The organism is Sphingomonas sp. DBB INV C78 (assembly GCF_042693015.1).
Taxonomy (GTDB): Bacteria; Pseudomonadota; Alphaproteobacteria; order Sphingomonadales; family Sphingomonadaceae; genus Sphingomonas_E.
In genome coordinates, this window is sequence record NZ_CP170544.1 from 646,022 (window position 1) to 671,715 (window position 25,694).

At 62.6% G+C, this 25,694-nt stretch carries 21 protein-coding genes and 1 pseudogene; 11 read left to right on the forward strand and 11 right to left on the reverse strand.

Translation table 11 applies throughout. The features are described from left to right. Nucleotides 1-15: 15 nt before the first annotated feature. Both ACFB49_RS03345 and ACFB49_RS03350 read right to left on the reverse strand, forming a co-directional pair. A complete protein-coding gene (locus tag ACFB49_RS03345; protein WP_380875931.1) occupies nucleotides 16-708 on the reverse strand; it encodes a hypothetical protein in 693 nt (230 codons plus the stop codon). A gap of 12 nt (nucleotides 709-720) precedes the next feature. Further along, nucleotides 721-1,875: a phosphotransferase gene (locus ACFB49_RS03350; RefSeq protein ID WP_380875934.1), complete on the reverse strand. Its 1,155-nt coding sequence runs from the start codon at nucleotides 1,873-1,875 to the stop codon at nucleotides 721-723. Between the two features lie 198 nt (nucleotides 1,876-2,073). Here ACFB49_RS03350 and ACFB49_RS03355 point away from each other — a divergent pair, with 198 nt between their 5' ends. From ACFB49_RS03355 to ACFB49_RS03365, 3 genes are all read left to right on the forward strand, one after another. Next, complete coding sequence (locus ACFB49_RS03355) at nucleotides 2,074-3,879, forward strand: molybdopterin-dependent oxidoreductase (RefSeq protein ID WP_380875936.1); 1,806 nt, start codon at nucleotides 2,074-2,076, stop codon at nucleotides 3,877-3,879. Nucleotides 3,880-3,980: 101 nt separating this feature from the next. Then, the gene (locus ACFB49_RS03360; RefSeq protein WP_380875938.1) at nucleotides 3,981-5,045 is read left to right on the forward strand and encodes a sulfotransferase family protein; all 1,065 of its coding nucleotides are present in this window, start codon (nucleotides 3,981-3,983) and stop codon (nucleotides 5,043-5,045) included. Beyond that, a complete protein-coding gene (locus ACFB49_RS03365; protein WP_380875940.1) occupies nucleotides 5,008-5,988 on the forward strand; it encodes a DUF6473 family protein in 981 nt (326 codons plus the stop codon). Before ACFB49_RS03360 ends, ACFB49_RS03365 begins: the two co-directional genes overlap by 38 nt. A 176-nt stretch (nucleotides 5,989-6,164) precedes the next feature. Here ACFB49_RS03365 and ACFB49_RS03370 read toward each other — a convergent pair whose 3' ends face one another. The 5 genes and pseudogenes from ACFB49_RS03370 to ACFB49_RS03390 form a co-directional block, all read right to left on the reverse strand. After that, nucleotides 6,165-7,598: an SRPBCC family protein gene (locus tag ACFB49_RS03370; protein WP_380875942.1), complete on the reverse strand. Its 1,434-nt coding sequence runs from the start codon at nucleotides 7,596-7,598 to the stop codon at nucleotides 6,165-6,167. A gap of 66 nt (nucleotides 7,599-7,664) precedes the next feature. Beyond that, nucleotides 7,665-8,765, reverse strand: coding sequence for a zinc-binding dehydrogenase (locus ACFB49_RS03375; RefSeq protein WP_380875944.1), 1,101 nt, complete (start codon nucleotides 8,763-8,765; stop codon nucleotides 7,665-7,667). Nucleotides 8,766-9,010: 245 nt separating this feature from the next. Beyond that, nucleotides 9,011-9,350 (reverse strand): annotated as a pseudogene (locus ACFB49_RS03380) (LysR substrate-binding domain-containing protein); the annotation flags it as partial. Between the two features lie 277 nt (nucleotides 9,351-9,627). Then, nucleotides 9,628-11,817 carry a TonB-dependent receptor gene (locus tag ACFB49_RS03385; RefSeq protein WP_380875946.1) on the reverse strand — a complete coding sequence of 730 codons (2,190 nt, stop codon included), beginning with the start codon at nucleotides 11,815-11,817 and terminating at the stop codon, nucleotides 9,628-9,630. A 142-nt stretch (nucleotides 11,818-11,959) separates the two neighbouring features. Beyond that, entirely contained in the window at nucleotides 11,960-13,738 is a 1,779-nt protein-coding gene (locus ACFB49_RS03390; protein WP_380875949.1) for an alkyl sulfatase dimerization domain-containing protein, read from the reverse strand. Nucleotides 13,739-13,853: 115 nt separating this feature from the next. On the opposite strand from ACFB49_RS03390, the gene ACFB49_RS03395 reads away from it, so the two are divergent. The 5 genes from ACFB49_RS03395 (at nucleotide 13,854) to ACFB49_RS03415 (ending at nucleotide 19,120) form a co-directional block, all read left to right on the forward strand. Beyond that, nucleotides 13,854-16,229 carry an arylsulfatase gene (locus tag ACFB49_RS03395; RefSeq protein WP_380875952.1) on the forward strand — a complete coding sequence of 792 codons (2,376 nt, stop codon included), beginning with the start codon at nucleotides 13,854-13,856 and terminating at the stop codon, nucleotides 16,227-16,229. Then, a complete protein-coding gene (locus ACFB49_RS03400) occupies nucleotides 16,144-17,520 on the forward strand; it encodes a TetR/AcrR family transcriptional regulator (RefSeq protein ID WP_380875955.1) in 1,377 nt (458 codons plus the stop codon). Before ACFB49_RS03395 ends, ACFB49_RS03400 begins: the two co-directional genes overlap by 86 nt. 87 nt (nucleotides 17,521-17,607) lie before the next feature. Continuing rightward, nucleotides 17,608-17,796 (forward strand): hypothetical protein, encoded by a 189-nt coding sequence (locus ACFB49_RS03405; protein ID WP_380875956.1) that lies wholly within the window; start codon nucleotides 17,608-17,610, stop codon nucleotides 17,794-17,796. Between the two features lie 109 nt (nucleotides 17,797-17,905). After that, complete coding sequence (locus tag ACFB49_RS03410; RefSeq protein WP_380875958.1) at nucleotides 17,906-18,556, forward strand: DsbA family oxidoreductase; 651 nt, start codon at nucleotides 17,906-17,908, stop codon at nucleotides 18,554-18,556. A 12-nt stretch (nucleotides 18,557-18,568) separates the two neighbouring features. Then, nucleotides 18,569-19,120: a nuclear transport factor 2 family protein gene (locus ACFB49_RS03415; protein ID WP_380875961.1), complete on the forward strand. Its 552-nt coding sequence runs from the start codon at nucleotides 18,569-18,571 to the stop codon at nucleotides 19,118-19,120. On the opposite strand, the gene ACFB49_RS03420 is transcribed toward ACFB49_RS03415, so the two are convergent. Genes ACFB49_RS03420 through ACFB49_RS03430 form a run of 3 tightly spaced genes read right to left on the reverse strand, consistent with a single transcriptional unit; the run spans nucleotide 19,117 to nucleotide 21,860 of the window. Next, a complete protein-coding gene (locus tag ACFB49_RS03420; protein WP_380875964.1) occupies nucleotides 19,117-20,268 on the reverse strand; it encodes a thiolase in 1,152 nt (383 codons plus the stop codon). The genes ACFB49_RS03415 and ACFB49_RS03420 overlap by 4 nt on opposite strands. 2 nt (nucleotides 20,269-20,270) lie before the next feature. Next, nucleotides 20,271-20,648, reverse strand: a complete 378-nt coding sequence (locus ACFB49_RS03425) for a Zn-ribbon domain-containing OB-fold protein (protein ID WP_380875966.1) — start codon at nucleotides 20,646-20,648, stop codon at nucleotides 20,271-20,273. Nucleotides 20,649-20,651: 3 nt separating this feature from the next. Further along, nucleotides 20,652-21,860, reverse strand: coding sequence for a CaiB/BaiF CoA transferase family protein (locus ACFB49_RS03430; protein WP_380875968.1), 1,209 nt, complete (start codon nucleotides 21,858-21,860; stop codon nucleotides 20,652-20,654). 74 nt (nucleotides 21,861-21,934) lie between these two features. Here ACFB49_RS03430 and ACFB49_RS03435 point away from each other — a divergent pair, with 74 nt between their 5' ends. Then, nucleotides 21,935-22,666, forward strand: a complete 732-nt coding sequence (locus ACFB49_RS03435; RefSeq protein WP_380875971.1) for a ThuA domain-containing protein — start codon at nucleotides 21,935-21,937, stop codon at nucleotides 22,664-22,666. Here ACFB49_RS03435 and ACFB49_RS03440 read toward each other — a convergent pair. After that, the gene (locus ACFB49_RS03440; protein ID WP_380875974.1) at nucleotides 22,663-23,322 is read right to left on the reverse strand and encodes a TetR/AcrR family transcriptional regulator; all 660 of its coding nucleotides are present in this window, start codon (nucleotides 23,320-23,322) and stop codon (nucleotides 22,663-22,665) included. The genes ACFB49_RS03435 and ACFB49_RS03440 overlap by 4 nt on opposite strands. 226 nt (nucleotides 23,323-23,548) lie before the next feature. On the opposite strand from ACFB49_RS03440, the gene ACFB49_RS03445 reads away from it, so the two are divergent. Continuing rightward, nucleotides 23,549-24,334 carry an SDR family NAD(P)-dependent oxidoreductase gene (locus ACFB49_RS03445; RefSeq protein WP_380875977.1) on the forward strand — a complete coding sequence of 262 codons (786 nt, stop codon included), beginning with the start codon at nucleotides 23,549-23,551 and terminating at the stop codon, nucleotides 24,332-24,334. A 28-nt stretch (nucleotides 24,335-24,362) separates the two neighbouring features. Further along, on the forward strand, nucleotides 24,363-25,694 hold the full coding sequence (locus ACFB49_RS03450; RefSeq protein ID WP_380875979.1) for an SRPBCC family protein: 1,332 nt from the start codon (nucleotides 24,363-24,365) through the stop codon (nucleotides 25,692-25,694).

Below are 25,694 nucleotides of genomic sequence, written 5' to 3' on the forward strand. Positions count from 1 at the left end.
CTGTGCGTTGCGTTCCTACGCCCGTTGATCTTGAGCCTCGCCCGCCTCGGGCGCCAACCTCAGCACCAATATTGCGACCGTGTCGGGACCAGGATTTTCAAGGCGATCGGGTCGGGGGCTAATCGGCTTCACGTCGCCCGGACTGAAGTCCCAGCGCGAGCCCCTGCCGGCAAGCGAGCCGGAAGACATTGCGACGAGGAGGTCGCCCTCCACAGCCAGGTTACTCCGCGGCGGGATTTCCACCCTGGCGATAGTGCCTTGCGGGAAGGCGAGCCGCGATTGTCCAGGGAGCAGAACCAGGCGCTTGCCTTGCGCGCCGGCGGATTTGGCGAATTCGATGCCGATGACGCGAAACTGATTACCCGGCTCGATGCGGACGCGGTGCGTGTAGCCGCCCAGCGTCGAGTGCGGGATGTAGGAGATGGTGCCGCGGTCCGCAGTCGTCCGGATCTCCGCTCCGCCAAGCTGCTGATTGTAACTTGTCGAGGTCGACATCACGATGCCGAGCTGGTCGCGCTCATGCCTGTGGTAGAAGCTCTGCTCGCCACCGGAAAGCTGAACATCATAAACGTCGAACCGGTCGTCGTGGAGAACCGGCCGATGTCTTGGCTCTTGCAGGGCAGGGTAGACAATTTCGTCCGCGGGGGCGGCGGGAGCGATGGCGAACGCCAGTAGCGCGATGCAGGTCGCACTCAGGCCGTTCGCCATGCCAGGTCTCCGTCAATCGAAACTGTCGAGCGCATCATGATCGTCGATGGCGGCATAAAGGCGCCGGAGGAATTCGTGGGTGGTCCGCTCCGGCTGCATGTCGGGCATTCCCGGCGCCGGGTGGAGCGTGATCGTCCAGAAGGCGAGCGCGGTCATGAGCTGCTGGCGGAGATTCTTCCACGCCTCGTCCTCGGAGACCTTGGGAACCCCGAATTCCTCCATCTTGTCGAGATAGAAGCGGAGAAGATCCTTCTCCCACTTGCGGCGATCCTCGATCGTGAGCGCGGTCGTCATCGTGTAGACGAAATCGCGCGACCAGTGGCCCACCGAGATGATCTGCCAGTCGCTCAGGCCCATCACATTTTCGGGCGTCACATACCAGTTCTTGAGGTGCACATCGCAGTGGATCAGGGTGTGCGGCAGCACCTCGTGGCGCGCGATGGAGAGGTCCGTCGCCGGCCAGATCTCGGCGCGGCGCTTGAACAGTCGGGCCGGCATCAGCGCTTCGGAATCGCCAAAGGCGATGTCGCAGCTTTCGGCAAACTGGGGCGACGCCGTCATCATGTCGCGCCACCATTTGAACCAGGTCCGGAAGGGCAGCGTCGCGGAGCCGAGTTCGGGGCTCTGGTAGAAGGGCGAATGGAGGCGAGCCAGCGTGGTCGCCTGGCTGGTCGCGCGGTCCCAATCGATCACCGTTCGATCGTCGCAGAATTCGACCTTGCCGCCGAGATCCTGGAGCATGATCAGCGAGGCATAGCTGTCGGGGTCGAAACGCGAATAGACGTTGACCGGGGCCTCGATGCCCAGGCGGGGCCGGACGAGATTGTAGAAATTGACTTCGGTCTGGGCCGCACCGGAAATGCCGAGAACGAGCCTGTTGTTCAGCGTCTCCGCAGCCTTGCAGAAAACCGTGGTGGGGAGGCCGGCACGCTGGCCAGCCTCGTTATAATCAATGAAGATGCGGCGGCGATTTGAGGAGCCATCATCGCGGGCGTCAAGGCGATGGGCGACCACGGCAGCATCTGGCGTGCTGTCGCAGATCACGTCGGTCAGCCATGCGTCGGTGATCGAGTCATAGGAAGTGGGAACTTCTGTCGCCTTGGTTACCTTGGCGTCATGCTGCTCCTTTTCGAAAATCGCCGTAATCTTTTCCGCAGAACTTGCCATGACTCTCTCCGGTTAGGAGGAGCGCGCGGGCGCCCCTCCTTTTCACTGACCTATTGTTTGAAGTGGTAGCTTGCCCGCAACATGAGCTCGCGACCGCGGCTGACCGAGGCATAGCGATCGGCGAGGACGCCAACCGATCCGCCGGCCGCGCCGCCGGTGAACGGCACGTCGGTCGATGCGACATAATAATATTATTTCATGCACAAGGGCTTCCTCGAAGCTTTCGGATCGGACCAGTATTTCTCGACGCTGACGATCGATCAGTCGGCCAAATATGTATCGGCCGGCCGCTTGGGCGCGTGGGGCGCGGGCTTTCCCGATTTTGACAAGATGGAGGTGGCGCTGCTGTTCGGCGCCAACCCGCTGGTCTCCCACGGTTCGCTCGGCTTCCTACAGAACGACCCCGTCAAGCGGTTGAAGCGCGCGCGCGCCAATGGCCTGAAGCTGATCGTCATCGATCCGCGGATGACCGAGACGGCACGCAACGCCGACCTCGTTCTGCAGCCTTTCCCCGGTCAGGACGCGGCGATTGCAGGCGGCATCCTCCGGGTGATCCTTGAGGACGGTTGGGAAGACGCGGAGTTCTGCGAAACCTATGTCGGGGCGGAGCGGCTCGATGCGCTGCGCAGGGCGGTCGATCCGCTGACACCCGACGTCGTGGAAGCGCGGGCCGGGCTTGAGCCTGGGCAAATTCGCGCCGTCGCCGAACTGTTCGCGCGCGACAGCAAGGTTGGGAGCGTGACCGTCGCCACCGGCCCCTCAATGGCACCTTTCTCCAACCTTACCCAGCATCTTGCCGACTGCATCAACGTGATCTGTGGTCGATTCCTGCGTGCCGGCGAACCCGTCCATCGGATCAACGGGATGGGCATGAACGGCCCGGTCCATGCCGAGGCCTATCCTCCGTCGCGCGCCTGGGAAGCGGGCGGCGCGAGCCGGATCCGCGGAACGCGCCTGCTCTATGGCGAGCGCCCGAGCGGCACCTTGTCCGATGAAATCCTGACGCCTGGCAAGGGGCGCATCCGTGTCCTGTTCGTCGATGGTGGTGATCCGCTGACCTCCTTTCCCGATCAGCGCAAGGCCGCGCGGGCGATGGCGGATCTTGAACTGCTGGTCTCTATCGATCCCTGGCCCACGCCGACGACAAGTTTCGCCCACTATATTCTCCCGCCTTTCATGCAATATGAGCGGGCCGATCTTCCGATGAACCTTCCAGGCTATGCTTGCTGGCCTGGCGGCTGGGTCCAGTATACGCCGCCGATCGTGCCCGCACCGGAAGGGTCGGACCTGGTCGACGATTGGTACATCTTCTGGAAGGTGGCCAAGAACCTCGGCAAGACGATTGTCTATAACGGTGTCAGGCCGCTCGATACGGACAGAGTGCCATCAACCGACGAACTCATCGAACTGGTCATGCACGGCGCACCGGTCACCCTCGATGAACTCAGGGACCATCCCCACGGCCTGTTCGCGGATATCGGCGACCAAGTCGTGCTGCCTCCGCGTCCGGACGCGACCGGCTGGTTCGATCTCATGCCAGACGACGTTCAGGAGGAATTGGACCGGTTCCTCGCGACGGACGGCGCGCCTGGGCGATTCATGCGCGATGGGCAGGCGTTCACTCACCTCCTGTCCACGCGCCGTATGCGCGACCTGTTCAACAGCAACGGCCGCTTCGTGAGAACGGTACGAAAGCGCACCCCTTACAACCCCGCGTTTCTCCATCCCGATGATCTTGCCGCGCTTGGCGTTGCAGCGGGGGACCGGGTCGAGATCGTTTCGGCCTTTGGCCGGGTCGTCGCGATTGCCGACGAGGATGCGACGATCAAGCCGGGCGTTGTTTCGATCGCCCATGCCTGGGGCGGCTTGCCGGGAAGCAACGAGGATCCCGCCGTCACGGGCACTGCGGTCAATGCGCTCATCGACAATGATCGCCATTTCGAGGCGGTGAACGCGATGCCGCACATGAGCGCCGTCCCGGTCAACATCATCCCGCTGCGCTGAAGTCGATGGTGCTCGACGCGGACGCGCTCGTCGAACGGGCAACTGGGGAAGCTGGTATCGATGCCAGCTTCCTCGAAGGTCTCCGTCCGACCTTGCCGATATTGCTGGACGACATCGCGGCCTCCGCGACCCTGAAGGACGGCGCGCGTGACCAGATCACCCAGTTCGTCGTGGCCACGCTTGTCGCCCGTCTGCGCGTGGAGGACTGGCATGCTCGCCATCCCGAAATCGGGCGGCAGCCGGTTGAGCGACCGCTTTTCATCCTTGGCATGCCGCGCGCCGGCACAACCCTCCTTTTCAACATGCTGTGCTTAGATCCGCGCAGGCGGGTCTTCTGGCACTGGGAGGGCAACCGCGAGATCCCGCCCGTCGAGCGGGCGCGCCTTCACGACGATCCGCGCATCGCGCTGCGCGTGGCGGAGGTGGAGGCCATGCTCGATAGTGGCGCCTTGCCGCGCAACCATCATGTGGAGCTCGGCGACGAACCGACAGAGTGCATCTGGACGCTCGGGCAGGACTTCAAGGCCTATCCCTGGCTCGTGCAGACGCACGTGCCCAACTATTTCGAATGGCTTGTCCATGAAGCGGACATGGTCGAGGCCTATCGCTACCATCGCCGGGTGCTCCAGGTCCTGCAGTCGCAAGCTCCTGGCTGGTGGACACTCAAGCTGCCCTCGCACGCCTTGGTCGTCGAGGCGATCCTCAAGGTCTATCCGGATGCGCGGTTCGTGTTCACGCATCGCGACCCCATCAAACCTGTCGGGTCTAGCTGCAGCCTGGTGGACCAGATCATGGCCCAGCAGAACAGGACAGTGGATCGGGTAGCGATCGGATACCAGACGGCGAAACTAGTGGCGCTCTCGGCCGAGCGCATGTTGAAGGCTCGCGACAATCATGCCGACGTGCCGTTTCTTGATCTCCATTACACGGCCTTCGTTTCCGATCCGATGGCCGCGATCCATAGGCTTTACGCGTTTATCGAAAGGGATTTGCCGCCCGACATCGCCCATCGGATGGAGCGTGCGCTGATCGAGCATGAGGCGGTGCGAAACACCCACGGCGCCCATCGTTATCGGCTCGAGGATTACGGCCTGTCGCGTGCGGCGCTCGAACCCATGTTCGCCGATTATGTCGAGCGATATCAGATCGAACGGGAAAGGGACTGAGAGGCCGATGCAGCGATGGTATCCCGACTACCAGACCCGAGACGCCGACATCGTCGACTATCGCGAATTTCAGGTCCGCGATTGCGACGTGAAGTTTCGCGGTCCTGGCTTTGACCCCTTCGCAGCGCCGGAAGGGTCGTTCTTCACCTGTCTGGGCGCTGCCCAGACCTATGGTTGCTATTATGAACATCCCTTCCCCGATCTGCTCTCGCGATCTCTCGGAATGCCGGCACTCAATCTCGCTGTCGGAGGCACCGGCCCTGGTTTCTATCTTCAATATCCTTCGCTGATCGAAGCCATGAACCGCGGCCGCTTCGTCATTCTCCAGGCCATGGCGGCGCGGCATGAAAGCAATGGGCGGTTCGAAGCGGACGGCTATGTCGAGTTCGTCCGCGACAGGGTCAGGGGCGATAGCGTCACGTCGGCAGTCGCCTGGCAGCGTATCATCGACGAGGAACCCGAGAAGGCGATGCAGCGCGTCGAGGAGGTCCGCAGAAATTGGGTCGCAACGACCAAGGCCCTGATCGACCAACTCACCGTTCCGGTGATCTTCTTCTGGTTTTCGCGACGGAAGGCCGACTACGAGATCGACATGGATGCAATCCGTGAGCAGGCCCTGCGTCGCGCCCAGGGCAAGGACGAGAGCCATTTTATCGACGGACTGTCCGGTGATTTTCCGCATTATGTCGATGGTAAAGCCGCCCGGGCCGCTGCCGGCTTATGCGACTTCTATGTCGAGTGTCTGAGCGATCGCGGGATGGGGCAGCAGCTATACAATCGCCATACCGGGCAAGCGATTCACGACATTTCCTTTGCCGCGCTGGGGAAGGAGTATGTCGATATGCATCAGACCCGGAACATTTATTATCCTTCGGCGGAAATGCACGAAGATGCCTGCGCGGCCTTACTTCCGGTAGTGCGTCAGATGCTGCTCGAAACTTGAGATTGCAGCCGCGCCCGCGCTCAGTATATTTGGCTCCGCGGGCGGTGCGAACGACGCACTAGATGCTTGCGACAGCGCCAACTTCCCCATTCAACAGCGGAACAGCACACGAAACCGGCCCGATCGGAAGGTCGATCGAGCCGGTAGTCGGTCCAGAGAAAACTGCCCGAAAAGGCTTAGTCCTGAATGCCCATCGCCTTGATGTAGGCCTCGTGGAAATGGCGGACGCGGATTTCCTGCTCGCTCGCCAGGATCGGACGGGCCACGGCGGGATCGGCGGCCTTCATGCCCCGATGCACCTCCTCCATATTCTCCATATCCTCGTCCATGATGTAGCCAACCTGGCCGGTCGCCGGAAAGTCGCGCCCCTGTTCATCGAACTCGATCCAGTGGGTTTCCGGCAACTTGGGGTGAGCCGCTCCCTTGACGAGGGGGCGCAGCCAGCGGATTTCCATCACGCATTCGTCCGGGCTTTCACCCAGCGGAGTGAAATTATACCACCAGGACAAGCCCTCGCCCCACCAGGGGAAGAATGCCGGGAATGCATACCATTGATGCATGTCGACCAGGTACGAGATCGAGCGACCGGTAAAGTCGACACCGGCCTCGGCCCCGTGCAACTCGATGGTCTTCTCGGCGGCATAGGCGCGCGCTTCGGCGATCGTGTTGCCGACGCCTTCGGGGGGGACGGGAAGGCCGTAGGTGTTGCAGAACAACTCCAGCGACGTGCGCGGTGAGATGTCATCCTTGACCCATCCATCGGGGATCAGCGCTGGCGTGATCAGGCGGCTGACAGATGCCTTGTCGTCCTCCCAGCAATCGGTCTGGGTATAGGTCGATCCAAAGATCGGCATGCCGCTCGGGTGGGTGGTGAGGACGTGATAGCCTTCGAGGAAAGCCTCCAGACCCGACTTCCAGTTGATCTTGACCTTCTTCTTGATGCGGATCGCGGTGTAGCGATCTTCCTGCGGGCAATCGAGGAAATGCTGGGGCATGATGCCCAGCGCCTCTGAAAGCGGGCCGGCCTCCAGATCGGGATTGATGAAGACGTTGCCGCCCCAGGTGTCGCATTGGACGGGGCGAAGGCTGTAATTCTTGGGCGTCGCCTGATCGAATTCCTCCCAGCGCGGAACCCAGGTCAGCCGGCCGCTCAGGTCATAGCTCCAGGCATGGAACGGGCACTGGATCATGTCGCCGGACTGGGGAGTGTCGCTACACAGACGGCGCGCGCGATGCCGGCAGCTGTTCCAGAATGCCTTAAATTCGTTCTCGCCGGAACGAACGATCAGGAAGGAGAGGGGGCCGACGTCATAGGATACGCGGTCGCCGACTGCAGGAATATCTTCCTCGCGGCAGGCCACCTGCCACTTCTTCTTCCAGATCTTCTCGATCTCTTCCGGCACATATTTGGCATCAAGGTAATAGTCATAAGCGAGCGGCTTATTGTTCGGCCGATGCGTCCCGCGCTCGGCGGCAGTCCATGGCACTTCCTCACCTGCCGCAGCAATGAAATCTGCATATTGCGGCATGTCAGGAAATTGCGTGCCGTGCACGGCACGAACATAATCCTTGTTGCCATATTTGGTGATATCGATGGCGGGCTCGTTCATGATGTAAACTCCAGATATTGTGCGCCGCTCAGGCGAAATTCCGATTTGAATGGACTATTTGAAGGTTCAGAACATCACGATGGTGCGAATGCCTTCTCCGCGCTTCATCATCTCGAACCCATCCGAGATCCGATCGAGCGAGATCTTGTTCGTAATCAGGCTTTCCAGATCGAAATCGCCTTTCATCAAGCGGTCGACCAGAACCGGCAGGCCCGTGCGACATTTGGCGCCGCCGATGGACGATCCTTTCAGCGTCTTGCCGAACAGGAGATCGGCCGGCGGGATCGTCAGCTGTTCGCCGTCCGGCGGCAGGCCGACGACGGTGCAGACGCCCCAGGCAAAGTGGGTGGCGGCAAACGCCTGCTGGATGGTCGCGATCGTCCCCACGCATTCGAATACATAGTCGGCGCCCGCCCCCGTGATCCCGACGATGTAGGGGCCAAGCTCCTTGTCGAGCGTCTTCGGGTTGACGAATTCGGTCGCCCCCATCTTGCCGGCAATGGCCTCTCGTGCCGGATTGGTATCGACCGCGATGATGCGGCTGGCGCCGCTGATCCGGGCACCCTGGATCACGCTCAAGCCGATGCCGCCCATGCCGATCACCAGCACGGTCGACCCGGCCTCGATCTGCGTTTCGATCAGCGCGGCGCCAAGTCCCGTGGTGGCTCCGCATCCGAGATAGGCGATCTGCTCGAAGGGAGCATCCTTGCGGACTTTGGCGAGACTGATCTCGCGATAGACCCCGAAATTCGAGAATGTGCCGAGGTCATGGAAGGAGTGTAGCCGGGTGCCTTCATATTCGGCGCGCGTCTTGAGGTCGTGGCCGGTGAACATTTCCGCGCAGAGATTGGTTTTTGGCGAGTGGCAGAAGTCGCACTCGCCGCATTCCGAACAGATATAAGGGATGACGTGATCCCCGACTTCGAGCCCGGTGAGGCCGGGGCCGACTTCGACAACGACGCCGCCCGCTTCATGGCCGGGAACGCCCGGAAAATGGATCAGTGACCCCATCTTGCCCGAAAGCGCCGTCAGGTCGGTATGGCAAAGGCCGGTTGCCTTGATTTCGACCAGGACTTCGCCTTCCCCCGGAGCATCGACCTTCACCTTGTCGATGATGAGCGGCTGGTTCGGCGCGAGCGCGATCGCGGCACGGGATGTTATGGGCAAATTCTTTTCCTGACCTAAAATTGTCGATTATCGTTGAACCCGGGCGCAGCCACGCCGGTGATCGGCCAGCACGCTTGTCCACGCTTTATGCTGCGCAAACTATCACCCCGCCTGGCACTTTGCGAAGGTGGGCTTTGCCTGCAGTTGCGCTGCACCTAGCCTGCTGATGCAGTGCTCGTGCTAGATTTCATGTGGAGACAAGGCCTTTGCGCGCCGGATTGAGGCGCCCTGCTGCGATCGCGGCATCATCCGGCGATTACTGCAGCAAAGGGGCCTGACCAAGGCTTGACAAGAAAATCGACGAAGACGCGCGCGCGCAGGCAGGTCGCCGCCGCCCACGAAGACGGCGCTGACCGCTTCGATATCGCCGCGGTTGAATTTCTCGAGCAGCGGAACCAACCGGCCACGCTTGCCCAGCTTGCGCGCCGTCAGGGTGCTGTCCGCGAGCGGGCCGAAGCGAAGGGCGACGTCGGCCTACCCGCCGGCAATATCGACAAGCCTGTCGCTGAGATTGATGTCGACGAGCATGTCCGGATGGATCTGTGAGAACTTGCCTAACAGCGGAACGACATGCAGGCGGTCATAAATATTGGGAGCCCATTTCGACGCAGCGTGCAGGCTCGGTTTCACACGTTTTGGCTGCGATGGTGTTCCTGCTGTCATCGGCTGCCGCGTTTATTGGCGGTACGTACTTGCGCGCGGATTGGCGGCGGAGCCATGCTCGCGACCACAACGCCCCCGCTCCGCCGCCTTTGCGAACATGGAAGCAGATGAGCTTCCTGCGTTCCTGTTTTCCTGAAGATCCTAAATCGCAACGGTCGGCGGGCGGCCCGATCCAGCCAGGCCGCCGCGCCGGTTGACATCAATATTCGAACGTCAGCTCGAGGCCGTAGGTGCGCGGCTCGCCGAAGATCGCCGCGGGCAGGCCGCCGTTGAAGTGGGCGACATAATATTCCTTGTCCGTCAGGTTCTTGCCGAAGGCGGACAGGCGCCAGTTGCCGAAGCCGACGGGAATGTCGGACAAGGTGAGGCGGGCATTGAGCAGGCCGTAATCGCCGATGATGTAACGCGGATCGGCGGTCGACGTCGATTTCTTGCTCTGCATGAAATAATCGACGCTCGCGCTCAGCTGGCCGATCGACATTTCGGGGAAGTGATATTCCGCGCTGGTCGTCAGCGTGTGCTTTGGCGCTTCGACGAAGGTGAAGCGCGAGGTGATGTCGGCGCCGCTGATCGGATCGACGATCTTCTCGAACTTGGCGTCAAGATAAGCGTAGTTCGCGGAGAAGGTCAGGCTCTGCGTGGGCTTGGCCGTAAGGTCCAGCTCGATGCCCTGGATGCGTGCCTTGCCGGCGTTGAACACGTCGGTGATGGCCGGGTTGGTTTCGTCCGTCTGGACGTTGGTCTGGATGTCCTTGTAGTTCGACCGGAAGACCGCGAGGTTCGCACGCAGGCGATTGTTGAGCCAGCTCGACTTGATGCCGATCTCGAACGAATCCAGCGTCTCGGGGCCGAAGCCCTCCTCGAACCGCTCGATGGTACTGGCGCGCAGGTTGTAACCGCCTGTCTTATAGCCCTTGGCATATTTGGCGTAGACGTTGACTTCGGGCGTGACATTGTAGCCCAGGATCAGGCTGGGGCTGACATCCTCGAAATCATTATCGCCTTCGCCCGGCGCCAGCACGATCGAGCCGCCGCCGACCGGCAGCACCGTCTGTTCGAGCGTCGCCTTGCGCTCGTCGCGCGACCAGCGCAGCCCGCCCGTGACGTAGAGGCCCTCAGCGAAATTCGGGCGGAAGGTTGCCTGGCCGTAGAGCGCATAGGCGGTGTTGTGCACGGTGGCCGTGCGATCGAGCGACGAGCGGCCGGTTGGGACGGTGAGATCCTGGCTGTCAGCCTTTTCATCGAACCAGTAGGCGCCGAACACATATTCGACCTGATCCTCGAACGCGGAACCGATGACCTGCAGTTCCTCGCTCCACTGATCCTGCTTCTGGTCGAAGTTGGTCAGGAACACCGGGAATGGGCCGACGACGCCGGTCAGGTAATTCTGATGGGTTTGGTTCGAAAGCTTGCGATAGCCGGTCAGGGACTTGATGGTGACGTTGTCCGCCACTTCCCAACTCGCCGTCAGGTTATGACCCTGCGTGGTGACATCGTTGCGGAGCAGGTTCCGGACCGCAGGCGACCCTTCGGTCGGGCGGTCGGCGACGGCCGGATAGAAGGGCGCCGCGACCAGGAAGGCCGGCGTGTCATTGATGTCGGAACGATCATAAGTGTAGCGGATCTGGACAGTGTCGATCGGCTCCCACAGCAGGGCGGCGCGATAGGCGTCGCGTCGCTGATCGCCGAACCTGGCGACGCCAGTGCCAAGATTGTCGACGAAGCCGTCCTTCTCGCTGTGGAGATAGGCAAGCTCCACCGCCAGCTTGTCACCTGCCGGCACGTTGATGCGGGTGCGGGTGCGGAACTGATCATAATTGCCGACGGTGAAGGTCTGCTTGGCCGAGAATTCGCCAAGGTCCGGTGCCTTGGTGATGTAGTTGATCGCGCCACCGGTCGCGTTGCGGCCGTAGAGCGAGCCCTGCGGACCGCGCAGCACCTCGATCCGCTCGATCTCGGCGATCTCGGCCGAAAGGCCCTGGCCGCGCGCGAAATATATGCCGTCGAGATAGACGGCGACGCTGGGATCGACGGTGATCTGATCGTCATTGTTGCCGACGCCGCGGATGAAGACGCGCGCGGTTGTGGCGCTGTTCGGATGCGGTGTGACCTGGAGGCTGGGCACCTGCGAGCGCAGATCGGTGATGTCGACGATGCCCTTCTTCTCGATGTCGGCAGACGTCATCGCCATGATCGAGATCGGCGTCTTCTGCAGGGATTCGGAGCGCTTCTGGGCGGTGACGACGATCTCCTCCAGGCCCTGAGCCTCGAGGTCGGCGGTGCTGCCCGGCTCTGATTGGGCGGGAGCCGCATCCTGCGCAAAGGCGGGCGTCGCGCACGCAATCAGACAGGCGGCGATCGCGCGCCGCGAAGCAAGGCCACTGAACATCAATTCTCTCCCCTGAAAGTGGCGCGGCTTTGGCGCCATGTTTGTGTTAAATTCCCCGACGAGGCGGGCATTAAATGTGGATACTAGTCCGTTTCGTACAATTCGACGTCCAAATGGATCGGACAGTCGACGCTGGCTGCCTTCACCGGACGACTAGGTCGATCGGTTGTGCCTTGAGATCGAGCGCCGCGAAGATACCAGCTAGGGCCGAGATGCCCTCGCCTCGGATGACACCGGCCTTCGCCAACTCATCGACCGTTGCGGCACCCGCGACCAGGTCACCAAGAGCCGTGGGATCGAGCATCACCGTGGACATGGTTCCAGCGGCTCCCTTGCGGCTCTTGAAGGTGCTGTTGCGCAGTTGCAGCAGCCAGGCGTCCTGCTGCCCGGGCAGCAGGAGCGCGACCTGATAATCCCCGGTGCTGGCGACTTTCGGATCGACGCGATAACGCGCCCAATCCAGCATCAGCGGCACTGGCATCTTCCGGATATTGTCCGGATTCATGTAGCGTGCGGTGAGGCCCCTCGGATCGAGTTTCCCTTCGAGTTCCAGCGCGCCCATCAGATAGAAGCCGCGGCGGTTGGAGTTGTAGGTGGCATAGCCGAGCTTCCGGAAGGCCGCAGCCTTGATGCGGCGCGCGTCCATATCCTGATGGTCGATAGCGATCAGCATCGTGCCAAGTTCGGCTGCCCATTGCGGATCACCGGCCTGAAACGCCTTGGTCGCAGCGTCGAGCACCCGATCGCGGCCACCCATCATTGCTATCTCGCGCTTGGCCCGCTCGGCACGAGGCGTCGGCGCAAGGTCGGTCGCGTCACCCGAGAACCAACTGATATAGCCGACATAATAGCTGCGCGCGGCATCGGCGACAGTGCCATAATATTCGGTCGTATAAGGCTCCGATTGCAGGAAAGCAGGGAGGGGGCCGATCGCATCGGGCAATTCGTTTTCGCTCACGCCCTTGTTCATCAGCCTGATCGTCTGGTCATGGGTGTACTGGATCGCATCCTCATAGCGAGCGAGGAGAGCCTTGATTTCCGGAGCTCCCGCAACGACCGGCCCGTGCATCGGTACTATATACGCACTGTCGAACTGCTGCATTCGCCTGAGTGCACCGATCCAGCGATTGGCGTCGCGCATCTTGGTGCCGCGCATCGAGTGGAGGTTGGGGAAGGTCGGCCCCTGAACCTCGTCGCCAGACACCAGAATCCTGTAATCGGGCAGCCAGATCGCGATGTGTGATGCGGCCTCGCCGCCGGTGTGGAAGAGGTGGAGCTTCACGCCGGCGATTTCCACGTCGCGCGCACCGTCCATATCCACAAACTGGGTCGGCGGTATATAGCCGGATTCGTTCTTGCCCGGCGTGTTGAGTCCGCCGCAGCAACCGACATGATAGTTTGCGGCCTCCTCTCCGGTCAGGCTGAAGCCGTACATATAGGCAGCGCGGTTGGCGACGATCGGCAGGGTCGCGATGCCCTCGTCCGACAGTTCCTTGATGAAGTTCGCGGCGGCAAAGACCGGCACCTTGCCGCTCGCCACATCGGCGGGATCGACAAATAGCGATGCCCCGTTCACATGATCGGGGTGGTGGTGCGTGTAGACGACCGCCTTGACCGGCTTGGTCGAGATCTGGGCGCGGATCTTTGCCAGCGCGGCGCTGGCGATATCCTTGTTCATGCCGGTGTCGAGGATGATCAGGCCGTCCGTGCCTTCAATGACAACGATGTTCATGCCCTGGAATTCGATCTGCCACACGGGCGTGCCGCCGACTCGCGTCACGCGCTCCTGAAACAGCCTGGCATGGGCGGTGAAATTGGCTGGGGCGGAGAAGGGCACCGCAAGAGCGGTCGGGGCCATCGGCTCATGGGCGACCACCGGCGTGGCGGCGAGCAGCAGAGCGGCGGGCAGGGAAAGACGCATTCTCGGTCTCCGGAAGGCTATTGGACGGAGGCGCAAACCGCGGGCTCCGGCGGGCCTTGTATTGTACGAAACGGGATCGTACACAAGTCCCCGCGACACAGGAGGAGGAAGTCACATGCGGATTGCGGGCCAGCGCACGGTATCGAGGGGGCGGCGCCCGAAGGCGCTTCTGCTGCTTGGCGCTGCCATGACGGCATCCATGCCCGCATCCGCGCAAGTGATCCTGCCTTCCGCACCCGCGCCCTTCGCGGGCAAGATGGGCGAGACCTATAAGGATAGCGTGCAGGCGTTTCCGAAGCCTGTGACCGCGCCGGAGGGCGCGCCCAACGTCTTCCTGATCATAACCGACGATGTCGGCTTCGGTGCGGCGTCGACCTTCGGTGGTCCCATTCCAACGCCGAATCTCGATAAGCTGGCGGCGCGGGGCCTCGTCTATAATCGTTTTCACACGACGGCGATGTGCTCGCCGACGCGTGCCGCCTTGTTGACCGGGCGCAACCATCATGCCGTCGCCAACGGCATCGTCGCCAACCTTACAACAGGTTTCCCGGGTTATAACAACATGTTGCCGAAGAGCGCGGCGACCGTGGCCGAGGTGCTTCGCCAGAATGGCTACAACACGGCGATGGTGGGGAAGCACCATAACGCGCCAGAAGCCGATGTCTCGCCCGCCGGCCCGTTCGATCTTTGGCCGACCGGCCTGGGGTTCGAGCATTTCTTCGGTTTCATGGCGGCGGAGACCAACCAGTTCACGCCCGCGCTCTATCGCGGCACCGAGCCGGTGCCGACGCTGAAGGAAGGCGTGCTCGACAAGGCGCTCGCCGACGACGCGATCGACTGGATTCACAACCAGAAGGCAGTGACGCCCGATAAGCCCTTCTTCCTATATTACGCCACTGGCTCCGCCCACGCGCCGGTGCAGGCGCCGGCGGACTGGATCGCGAGATTCCGTGGCCAGTTCGACAAGGGGTGGGATGTGGTCCGCGCCGAAACCCACGGGCGCCAGATCCGACGAGGCATCATCCCCGCCGGCACCGTGAACACGGCGCGGCCCGAAGGCATCAAGGCGTGGAAGGATCTGACGCCCGATCAGCGCCGCATCAACGCGCGGATGATGGAAGCCTATGCCGCCATGCTCGCCTATCAGGACGCGCAGATCGGCCGGGTGCTCGACGAGATCGACCGGATGGGTGAAGGCGGCAACACGCTTGTCATGTTCATCGAAGGCGACAATGGCGCTGCGGCGGAAGCTGGCCCCAATGGCGGCACCAATCCGATGGCGGCCTTCGCCAATGGCATGCGCGAGGACGACGCGACGTTACTCGCCAATCTCGACAAGATCGGCGGGCCGGATAGCGTTTCCAACTATGGCTATGGCTGGGCCTGGGCGACCAACGCGCCGTACCGGATGTTCAAACAATATGCCTCGCACCTTGGCGGCACGCGCAACGGCTTCGTCGTCTCCTGGCCCGATCGCATCAAGGCGCGTGGCGTGCGCCCGCAATTCACCCATGTCGTCGATGTGATGCCGACGATCCTGGAAGCGGCGGGCATTCCCGCGCCCGCCAGCGTGAACGGCGTCGCCCAGCAGCGGATCGACGGCGTCAGCTTCGCCTACAGTTTCGACGCACCGGCGGCACCCGAACGGCACCAGATCCAATATTTCGAGATGATGGGCAATCGTGCGATCTATCATCACGGCTGGCTGGCCTCGACCACGCCTGCCAATGCGCCGTGGAAGGCGGCTGATGGCGCGAAGCTGCCCAGCGATTATGGCTGGGAGCTCTATGATCTCGATCGCGATTTTTCGCAGTCGAAGGACGTGGCTGCGCATGAGCCGGAGAAGCTTCGGAAAATGCAGGCGCTGTTCCGCACGGAAGCCGAGCGCAACAATGTGCTCCCGCTCGACAATCGCCTGAATCTCGCGCGCTTCATGGCGGCACAGGGGCAGTTCCCAAAGCGCGACACCTACACCTACTGGGGCGCGGGGATCAGCGTACCGGTGGCGCGTGCGGCGCCGATCACGACCCGCAGCTTCCGGATCACCGCGGCGCTGGATCTCGCCGACGCTCCCGCCAACGGCGTCGTCCTCGCGCTTGGCAGCCGGTTCGGCGGCTGGAGCTTCTATCTGAAGGATGGCCGCCCCGTCGCGCTCATGGCGGCCTCGCAGCAGGATGGCGATCAATCGCGGGTCGAGGCCGCGGAGCGCCTGGGCCTCGGCAGTTCCGAGCTCATTTTCGACTTCCGATATGGCGGCGGTATCAATGGCGGGGGGGAGATGGTGATTCTGGCCAATGGCCGCGAAATCGGCCGCGGACGGATTGCCCGGACGATCTCCAAGCTGCCGGAAATGACGGACACCCTCGACATCGGCTTTGATGCCGATACACCGGTTACCGACGACTATGCTCCGGGCGGCCGGTTTACCGGTCACATCGCGAAGGTCGACGTGGACGTCGGCCGGCTGGGGGCTGCGGGGGGAGTGCGGTGACGATGTTCGGGATGCGGAAGGACAGCGATTGAACCGCACGGGACGCCCATCTTCCGATCAGCGGCACGATCCGCGCGAACAGATATTGCAGGCGGCGGGCGAAGTCTTCTTCCGAAATGGCTTCGCCCGATCGAGCATCGACATGATCGCGGCCACCGCGCACATGAGCAAAAAGAGCATCTATGATGCCTTCCCCAGCAAGATGGCGATTTTCGAAGCCGCCGTGCGGCGCACACTGGAGGCCGCGCAAAAGAATCTGGCGTCGGTGGATCCGAGCGGCGGGATTGCCGAAACGCTGGCCGAATATGGTTTGCGGCTGTTCCGCGGCTTCCTCGATCCGGCGAGTTTTGGCTTATTTCGGGCGAATATCGTCGCGGCCAATCAGATCCCCGAGCTTGCCGACGATCTGCACGCGCTGCGCCTGGCGATGTCGCGGAACGTCGCCGATTATCTCATGGCGCTTCAGGCAGATCTTCGGCTGGTCGCCGATATCGATCCGCTGTCGGCCGCGATCCGTTTCGGTGGCCTGGCAGTCGGAGGGAGCCGCTATTTCCTCGGCACGCCGCTGCCGGGACGTGAGGTCCAGGCCGTCATGGTGCGGGCTGCCATCGATCTCTTCCTCAACGGCTATGGGCGCCAGATCACAGAGGATGCGGGCGATTCACTATCGATCCTCGACACCGTTGCCGAGCCCGCGTTGGAAGGGACGGCAGCGTTGCGGCTCTCACCCGACAAGCTTGACCGGCTGATCGATGCGGCCATGATCGAATTCTTCGACAAGGGCTATCCGGGAGCCAGCGTCGACCGCATCGCCATCGCCGTCGGGGCCAGCAAGGCAACGATCTACCGCCAGTTCGGCAGCAAGGAGGGGTTGTTCCGCTTCATCATCCGGCGCGTGATCTTCCTGTCCAGTCGTGCGCATTTCGTGGCCGATCTCGCCTGTGACGTGGACGAGGCCGTAGCGGCGCTGGCGCGCCAGGCGCTGGATTGGCACCTCGAGCCCTGGAATATCAGCATGCATCGCCTGTTGATCCAGGAGAGCGATCTGGTGCCCGATCTTGCCGAGCAATATCACGATGTGCGCGTCGCCGTCCTGGGGCGGGCGTTGCACCGGCTTCTCGCCGCCCATGGATGGCCGCGGCCCGATGCATCGGCAACTCGGTCATTCTATGCGCTCGCTACGTTTGCGGTCCGGTTCCTTACCGTTCAGCAGATGCCGGCTGATGAGCAGCGCGGACAATTCTCGCGCGAGGGAGCGCGACTGTTCCTGCGCGGCTATGCGGTAATCTAAGCGAATGAACCTCTTGCCAAGTGGATCGTTCTTTCTGGCCGGATGAATTGATGGGAGGGGGCGTTGTCGGACAGGCGGGCGGGCGAAATGCCCGCAGCGAATATTCATTCCCACGATACGCGTCTCGCCGGCCTGGCGCAGGCGCTGCAGTCTTGCTATTCGTCGGGCTCATTCAATCAGGAGCTTGACGCCCTGGTTTCGATCCTCAATGCCATTCCGACGGCATCCGGCGCCACCGGCGAGACGAACGATTGCGCCGAAAAACCTGGATCGTAGCTTCGGTTGCGATCAGCCGGCTTTCGGCTTGCATATTTCCCCATCCGTGTCTGTATCGAGCGCAGAAGCGGCCGTTGATCGCGTCCGCTAAATCGATGGGAGCGTGTTCATGGGCCGGACGATGACGATCGACTTCGTTTCCGATATCTCCTGCCCCTGGTGCGTCATCGGCCTGCGTGGCCTGCAGGAGGCGCTTGCACGGACGACGGACGTGATCGATGCGCGGATCAATTTTCAGCCGTTCGAACTCAACCCCGACATGCCGCCCGAGGGCGAGAATATCGTCGAGCATATCGCGGGCAAATATGGGACGACGCCCGATCAATCGGCTGCGACGCGGCAGATGATCCATGATCGCGCGGCCGCGCTCGACTTTGAGATGGCGATGTCCGAGGAGCGCCGTATCTACAATACGTTCGACGCCCATCGTCTGCTGCACTGGGCGGGGATCGAAGGCCGGCAGCAGGAACTGAAGGAGGCCCTGTTCGAGGCCTATTTCACGCTGGGGCAGAACCCGTCGAACCATGAGGTGCTGGCGGCGACGGCCGAGAAAGTCGGTCTGGATGACGCGGCGGCGCGCGAGGTGCTGGCGTCGGGGCGCTATGCCGGGGAGGTACGCCGCGCCGAACAGTTGTGGCGGGAGCGGGGCATCAGCGCCGTACCGGCGGTCATCATCGACGGGCGTTATCTGATCTCCGGCGGGCAGCCGCCAGAGGCGTTCGAGCAGGCGTTGCGCCAAATCGCCCTCGAAGCGGCCTGAGAGGGAGCGCGCATGGATATCGCGCAAAGGATCGATCGGCTGGAGGCGGAAGCACAGATCCGGCAGCTCGTTGCCCGATATTGCTTCACCATCGACGACCGCGATCTCGGTGGCGTGGATGCTCTGTTTGCGACCGACGCTACCGTCCGCTCGGCAGACGGGGTCATGTTCGCACAGGGGAAGGCCGCGATCATCGATCAGTATCGCGGCCGTTTCAGCGTGCTCGGCCCCGGCCAGCATTTCATGCACGATATCGCGCTCGAATTCTTCGACGACCGGCCGGATGAGGTGCATGGTCGGGTGTCAGGTCATGCGGAGCTTTGGCGCAACGGCATGATGATGGTCGCCGCGCTGCGCTATGACGACGTCTACAGGCGCGAAGGTGGGCAATGGCTGTTCGCCGATCGCCTGATCAGTTTTCTCTATTATGTGCCGATCGACCAATATCCCGGCATCCTGGGGACCACCCGGCGCAACCGCGCTTATGCCGAGCCCAAGGAAGCTGACTTTCCGGAGAAACTGGCAAGCTGGCAGGCCTATGAGGAAAAGCGGGACGACCGCTAGACCGTCGCCATATTTCCCAGAATGACCGTCGCCTGGCTGGACAAGGTGCCGCCATTGCCATGGGCGAGGGCGACTTCCACTCCGCCGATCTGGTTGGCCGCTTCGCCGCGCAACTGGCGGGCGGCCTCCACGATCGCGAACAGTCCGTACATGCCGGGATGGCAGCAGGAGAGCCCACCGCCATTGGTGTTGACGGGAAGACTACCGCCGGGCGCGATGCGCCCGCCCGAAACGAACGCGCCGCCCTCGCCCTTGGCGCAGAAGCCGAGATCTTCGAGGAATAGGATCACGTTGATCGTGAAGGCGTCATAGAGCTGGACGACGTCCACGTCACCGGGGCCGATCCCGGCCATGGCATAAGCACGTGCACCGGATTCCGCGGCCGCCGTCGTTGTGATGTCGTCGGCCTGGCTGATCGCGTTCCACCAAGTCGCCGCCGCAGCGCCGAGAAGCGGTATCGGCGGCTTGCGCGCGTCGCGGGCGCGATCGAGCCGGGTCATAACGATCGCCGCGGCGCCATCGGTGACAAGGCAACAGTCGCGCACGGAAATCGGACTGCTGATCATGCGGGACGAAAGCACGTCCTCGATCGTCAGCGGGCCGGTCGCGAAGGCTTCGGGATTGCCATTGGCCCATAAGCGGGCGGCCACGGCGACTTCGGCGAGCTGTTCGCGGGTCGTTCCGAAATCATGGATATGGCGGGCGGCGGCCAGGGCGTAAGAGGAGAGAGGGAAGATCGGGCGATAGGGCGCCTCATAGCGGTTGCTCCGGATCGGCGTAGCGAGCTTCCCGCCGCTCGATCGCTGGTTCGATCCGTAGGCGATCAGGGCGACGTCGATGTAGCCGGCCTCGAGCGCGAGTGCGGCGGTGATCATGTGGCTCATGAACGCCGATCCGCCAGTGCGATTGTTATCGGTGAATCGTGGTGCAAGGCCGAGATATTCGGCGAAGCTGAGACCCGCGAGCAGATCGTCGGGCAGGCAGATGAACAGCCCGTCCACCTCGCCAAGCGCCATCCCGGCATCGGCAAGCGCGAGCAGGCCGGCCTTGGCGGCAAGCTCCATCGAGGAATGGCCCGGCATCTCGCCGATGCCGTAGGTGGCGACGCCGGCGATGGCGGTGCGCCCGCGAGGGAATGTACCGCCCATCGTCAGCCCCGCGATACCGGCTCGAAGAGAAGGATGGCGGCGCCATCTTCTTCGCCGATGATGGCGCGGACGCGCATGCCGATCGTCACCACATCGGGCGCAACGCCTTCGACGCGACTCATCAGCCTTGGCCCTTCATCGAGATCGATCAGCGCCACATTGTAAGCCGGCATAGGCGGCTTCTGCGCGATCACCGTGACCGAATAGACCGTGCCCATGCCCGACGCTTCGATCCATTCGAGCGCCTCTTCGCCCACGCCCGGTTCGGCGAGGCGGGGCGGGAAGAAGACCGTGCCGCTGCCCTGCGCACGTTGCAGCAGGAGCCGCCCTTCGTTGAGGGCCGATCGCCAGACGATTTCGGGGCCGCCGGGTTCTGACATCGTCTAGCCGTCCGTCCTGACGGCGCCGCTTTCGATCAACTGCTCGATCGATGCCGCATCGAGGCCGGCTTCGGCCAGAATGTCCCGGCTATGCGCGCCAAGCGCCGGGCCGGGCTCGCCGATCGCGCCGGGCGTTTCGGAGAAGCTGGTCGGGATGCCGGGAAAGCGCAGCGTGCCCATGTCCGTCTCCTGCTCCTGCCAGAAGCCCGTTTTCACGAGATGCGGATCATGCAGCAGATCGCTGGTGCTGGCGATCGCCATCGCCGGGATATGCGCGTCGCGGAACAGATCCAGCCATTCCTCCGTGGTCCGTTCGCCCATCACATCTGCCACACGGGCGAGGACGCGGGTGATATTCTCCGTGCGCGATCGCATCGACGCGAACATCGGATCGCGCGACCATTCGGGATTCCCCATCGCATCGAAGAAGGCGCGCCAATGCTTGTCGTTATAGATCATCACGCCGATATGGCCGTCCTTCGTCGCATAGGGGCGTCGCGCGGGTGACGTGACGCGCGGATATTCGGGCGGGCCGAGCGGCGGGGAGAAGAGCGAGCCGCAGAGATGCTCGACCATCGCGAACGACACCAATGTTTCGAACATCGGTATCTCGATTTCCTGGCCGATGCCGGTGCGTTCGCGGGCGAAGAGTGCGGCCATAACGGCATAGGCACCGGTGAGCCCAGCCACCTTGTCCGCGACGACGGTGCCGAGATAGGTCGGCTCGCCATTTGAGAGCCGGGCCTGCAGGTCGACGAGGCCGGATGCGGCCTGAACGATATCGTCATAAGCTGGATAGTCGCGATAGGGGCCTGACCGCGCGAAGCCATAGAGGTTGGCGTAGATGATCCGTTCGTTGACAGCCCTGATCGCAGGATAATCCAGCCCGAGCCGCGCGATCGCCTGCGCGCGCATCGAGTGGACGAAGACGTCGCAAGTGCCGGCGATCGCCAGCAGCGCATCCTTCGCTTCCGGCCGCTTAAGATCGAGCACGATGCTGCGCTTGCCGCGGTTGACGTTCAGGAACATGCCGCCGCGTGACGCATCGGGGCCGGGGGGCAGATAGCGGGTTGTGTCGCCTTCCGGACTTTCGACCTTGATCACGTCGGCGCCGAGATCGGCGAATATCTGGGTGGCGTAGGGCCCCATCAGCACGCTCGTCAGATCGAGTATGCGGACGCCCGCCAGCGGCCCTTGCTGCTTCCCGCTCATGCCCGCACCTCTTCGCTTGCCAAGAGGGTGTCCGGGGTTAGCCTCACGCGTGTACGCATGGGGGAGGCTTGGTGATGAAGGTCCATCTGATCGCGGCCGGCAAATATCATGACATTGATTTCGCACGGCTGGAGTTGCTGACGCTGCTGGCGGAGCATGCCGAAGTCCGGACGTCGGTATCGTCCGACTATGCCGATCTCGATCGGCTGGCCGCGGCAGACCTGTTGATCACCTACACCTGCGATCTGGTGCCGGACGATCGGCAGACGGAGACGCTCAAGACCTTCCTGCAACGCGGCGGCCGCTGGCTGGCCCTGCACGGCACCAACGCCATCCTGCGCTTCGCCTCCGACGGCATCGTCGACACGCCGGACGAAGCGCCCGAGTTCATGGCGTTGCTGGGATCGCGCTTCGCCGCGCACCCGCCGATCGAGCCGTTCAAGGTGTTCGTCACCCGCGGCGACCATGTCATGACCGAGGGGCTGCGTGACTTCAGGATCGAGGACGAGCTTTACCTCAACCGCCGCACTGCGGACCTCGACGTATTGCTCCACACCAGCTTCACCGGCCACTGCGCCGAATTTCGCGACGCAGACTGGGACGAGGCCGAAGTCCCCGTCCTCTACGAGCGCAAGGTCGGCCGGGGGGCTGTTCTCTACCTGACGCTCGGCCATTGTCGCGGCCATTATGACCTTGAACCCCTGGCGAGCTTCTGGCCGCATCCCCAGCGCTGCGGATGGAATTATCCCATCTTCTACGAGCTTCTGCGTCGCGGCATTGCGTGGGGACGGCCGCAAGCTACCTAGGCCTTCTTGAGCGCCGGGTTCATCGCGCGGATCTTCTCTTCCAATACTACCAGCATCGGTTCGACCATCTGTTCGTCCATCGCGCCGGTGAGAAGGTGGATCGCCATCCCTTCGAGCATGACTTGGGACAGCGTCATCGCGACGTCGAAACTGCGACGATCGCCCTGCCATTCGGGGAAGAGCAGAACCGCCTGTGCGTTGAAGCGCTCGCGAAACTCGACCTGGAGCGGCTGGAGAATACGCGCTAATTCGGGATCGGTGCGGGCTGCGAGGGCAAGTTCGTGAAATGCCACGAAAGCGGGCTTCTGCAACTGTTTCCAATAGGTGCGCACCAGCGTCGCGGTGTCGTGATTTTCGGTGTCGGCCGCCCGGCGGAAGGCGCGCAGGCGCTTCTCGTGCAACTCCACGATCGCCGCCTTGATCAAGGTCGAACCATTTTCGAAATGATGGAGCATCGCGCCGCGCGACAGGCCGGCCTCTGCCGCAACCTGCGGCGTTGTGGTATTGGCATAGCCGGCCTTGACGATGCAGCGGATCGTCGCCTCGATCAGCTTCGCCCGGGTCTGCGCGCTCTTGAGCGACTGGAGCGTGGGAGGGTTGGTTCCCGCCGCCTTGGCCTGCCGGGGTGTGCGATTCGAGGTTGCCGCTCGGGCCATGGACGATCCTTTCGAAAAACAGTCATGATTGTTTTATCATTGGCGTGTCAACCCCGTGCTACCGGATGTTTGCGGCGACGAAAAGGCTAGGTTGCAAGCGGCGTTTAGCGGCCACTGGTGGCTGCCCAAAAATAAAACAATCATGATTGTTTCATACTTGCCGAATTCGCTTTGCTGGTTCAGAACTCTGGCGAAGTGACGTTGCAGAAGCGCCGCGCAGTGGCGCATGGGCTTGAGAGAGGGCCGGCGGGTGGATCTCGGATTACAGGGCAAGAAGGCGATCATTGTCGGGGCCGCGCGCGGGATCGGGCTGGCCACCGCCGAGGTGCTGGCGCGCGAAGGCTGTGATCTGGCGATCGCCGCCCGATCGGAAGATGGCGTCAAGGACGCGGTCGCCAGCCTCAAGCGTTATGGCACCAATGTCGTCGGCCAGGCCGTCAATGTGAAGAAGCCCGACGACTACAAGACCTGGCTGGCCTGGGCGCTCAACGAACTCGGCGGCTGTGACGTGCTGGTCCCGATCCCGTCGAGTGGCGGCGGCATCGGAAGCGAGAAATATTGGACGAACGCGTTCGAGGTCGATGTGATGGGGCCGGTTCGCGCGGTCGAGGCGGTCTTGCCGACGATGGTCGAGCAGCAGGGCGGATCGATCGTGTTGATCGCTACAACCTCCGCGGGCGAGGCGATGGGCGGGCCGCAGGCCTATAACGCGATGAAGGCGTCGCTCATCACCTGGGGCAAGCAGCTTGCGCTCGCCCACGGCAAGGACGGCATTCGCGTCAACGTCGTGTCGCCTGGCCCTGTCGAGTTCGAAGGCGGCAACTGGGACATGATCAAGGGGACGATGGAGAAATTCTATAACGCCCAGCTCCGCCAGCAGCCGAGCGGCCGGCTTGGCACGCCGGAGGAGGTAGCGCGTGCGATCACCTTCCTCGCCAGTCCGGCGGCAAGCTGGTGCAACGGTTCCCACCTCGTCGTCGATGGTGGCTTCACCAACCGAACCCATTTCTGATCTGCGCGCTGGGCCCGAGGACCGGTCGATGGACGTGAAGCGCAAGGTGGACATCATCCGGGTCGATCCCGATGACTGGCCGGCGGGCACGCCAGCGGGGAAGGCGCCCGATCCCGATCTCGGTCACGAGATCATTCCGGCCGAACGCTATTACAGCGAAGCGTTTATGAAGCTGGAATGGGATCGGATCTGGTCGAAGGTCTGGCTGCTCGGCGCGCGATCCGACGACCTGCCCGAACCGGGCGATTATGTCTGTACCGATATCGGCAAGGAGTCCGTGCTGCTGGTGCGGCAGGCGGACGGCTCGATCCGCGCCTTTCCCAATCTCTGCCTGCACCGCGGCAACCGCCTGCGGCCGGAAGGGCGCGGCAATGTCGAGAAGTTCCGCTGCCTCTATCATCACTGGACCTATGGCCTCGACGGGTGCCTCGAACGCATCCCCGATCTCGACACCTTTCCGCAGGGCGCACCACCACAGGGTGGGCTGCCGGCTTATCCCTGCACGGAATGGGGCAGCTTCGTCTGGTTCTCGCTGAACCCCGATGTCGAGCCGCTGGAGCGCTATCTGGATCCGATGCCGGCGCACCTCGATCCCTATCATGTCGAACGGATGGCCTGGACACGCGACATCACCGTCGAATGGGATTGCAACTGGAAGACCAGCGTCGATGCCTTCAACGAATCCTACCATGTGCAGGGCATCCATCCGCAGCTGCAATGGTATCTGGATGACGTGAACATCCAGATCGACTGCTACGACCGGCACAGTCGCTATCTGATCCCCTTCGCGACGATCAGTCCGCGCGTCGCTATGCCGTCCGCCATTCCTCCGGCGATCTATGAGATCATGGTGAAGGCGGGCATGGACCCGGCCGAATATGATAGCGGCGTGGGTTCGATCCGGCGCGACGTGCAATTGTTCAAGCGCAAGCATGGCAAGGCGCAGGGCAAGGACTATTCGGAGCTGAACGACGATCAGCTTACCGACGATTATCACTACCTCATCTTCCCGAACGTCTCCCTCAACGTCCACGCCGATGATGTGATGATGTTCCGCCAGCGTCCGCACGCCACCGATCCCAACAAGATGTATTACGACATCTGGATGTTCGAGCTGGTGGCCGAAGGGGAGGAGTGGCCAGAACGGCCGCAGCACCGCGGCTTCAGGCATGGCGACAAGACGATCGGTCAGGTGCTTGATCAGGACGCGTTCAATCTGCCGACCGTCCAGCGGGGCATGCATTCGGATGCGTTCAAGGGGCTGTGGCTGGGCGAGCAGGAGCTTCGCATCCGCCACTTCCACAAGGTCATCGACGATTTTGTCTACGGGCCGGACGGCCGCCAACCAGGCGATATCTGA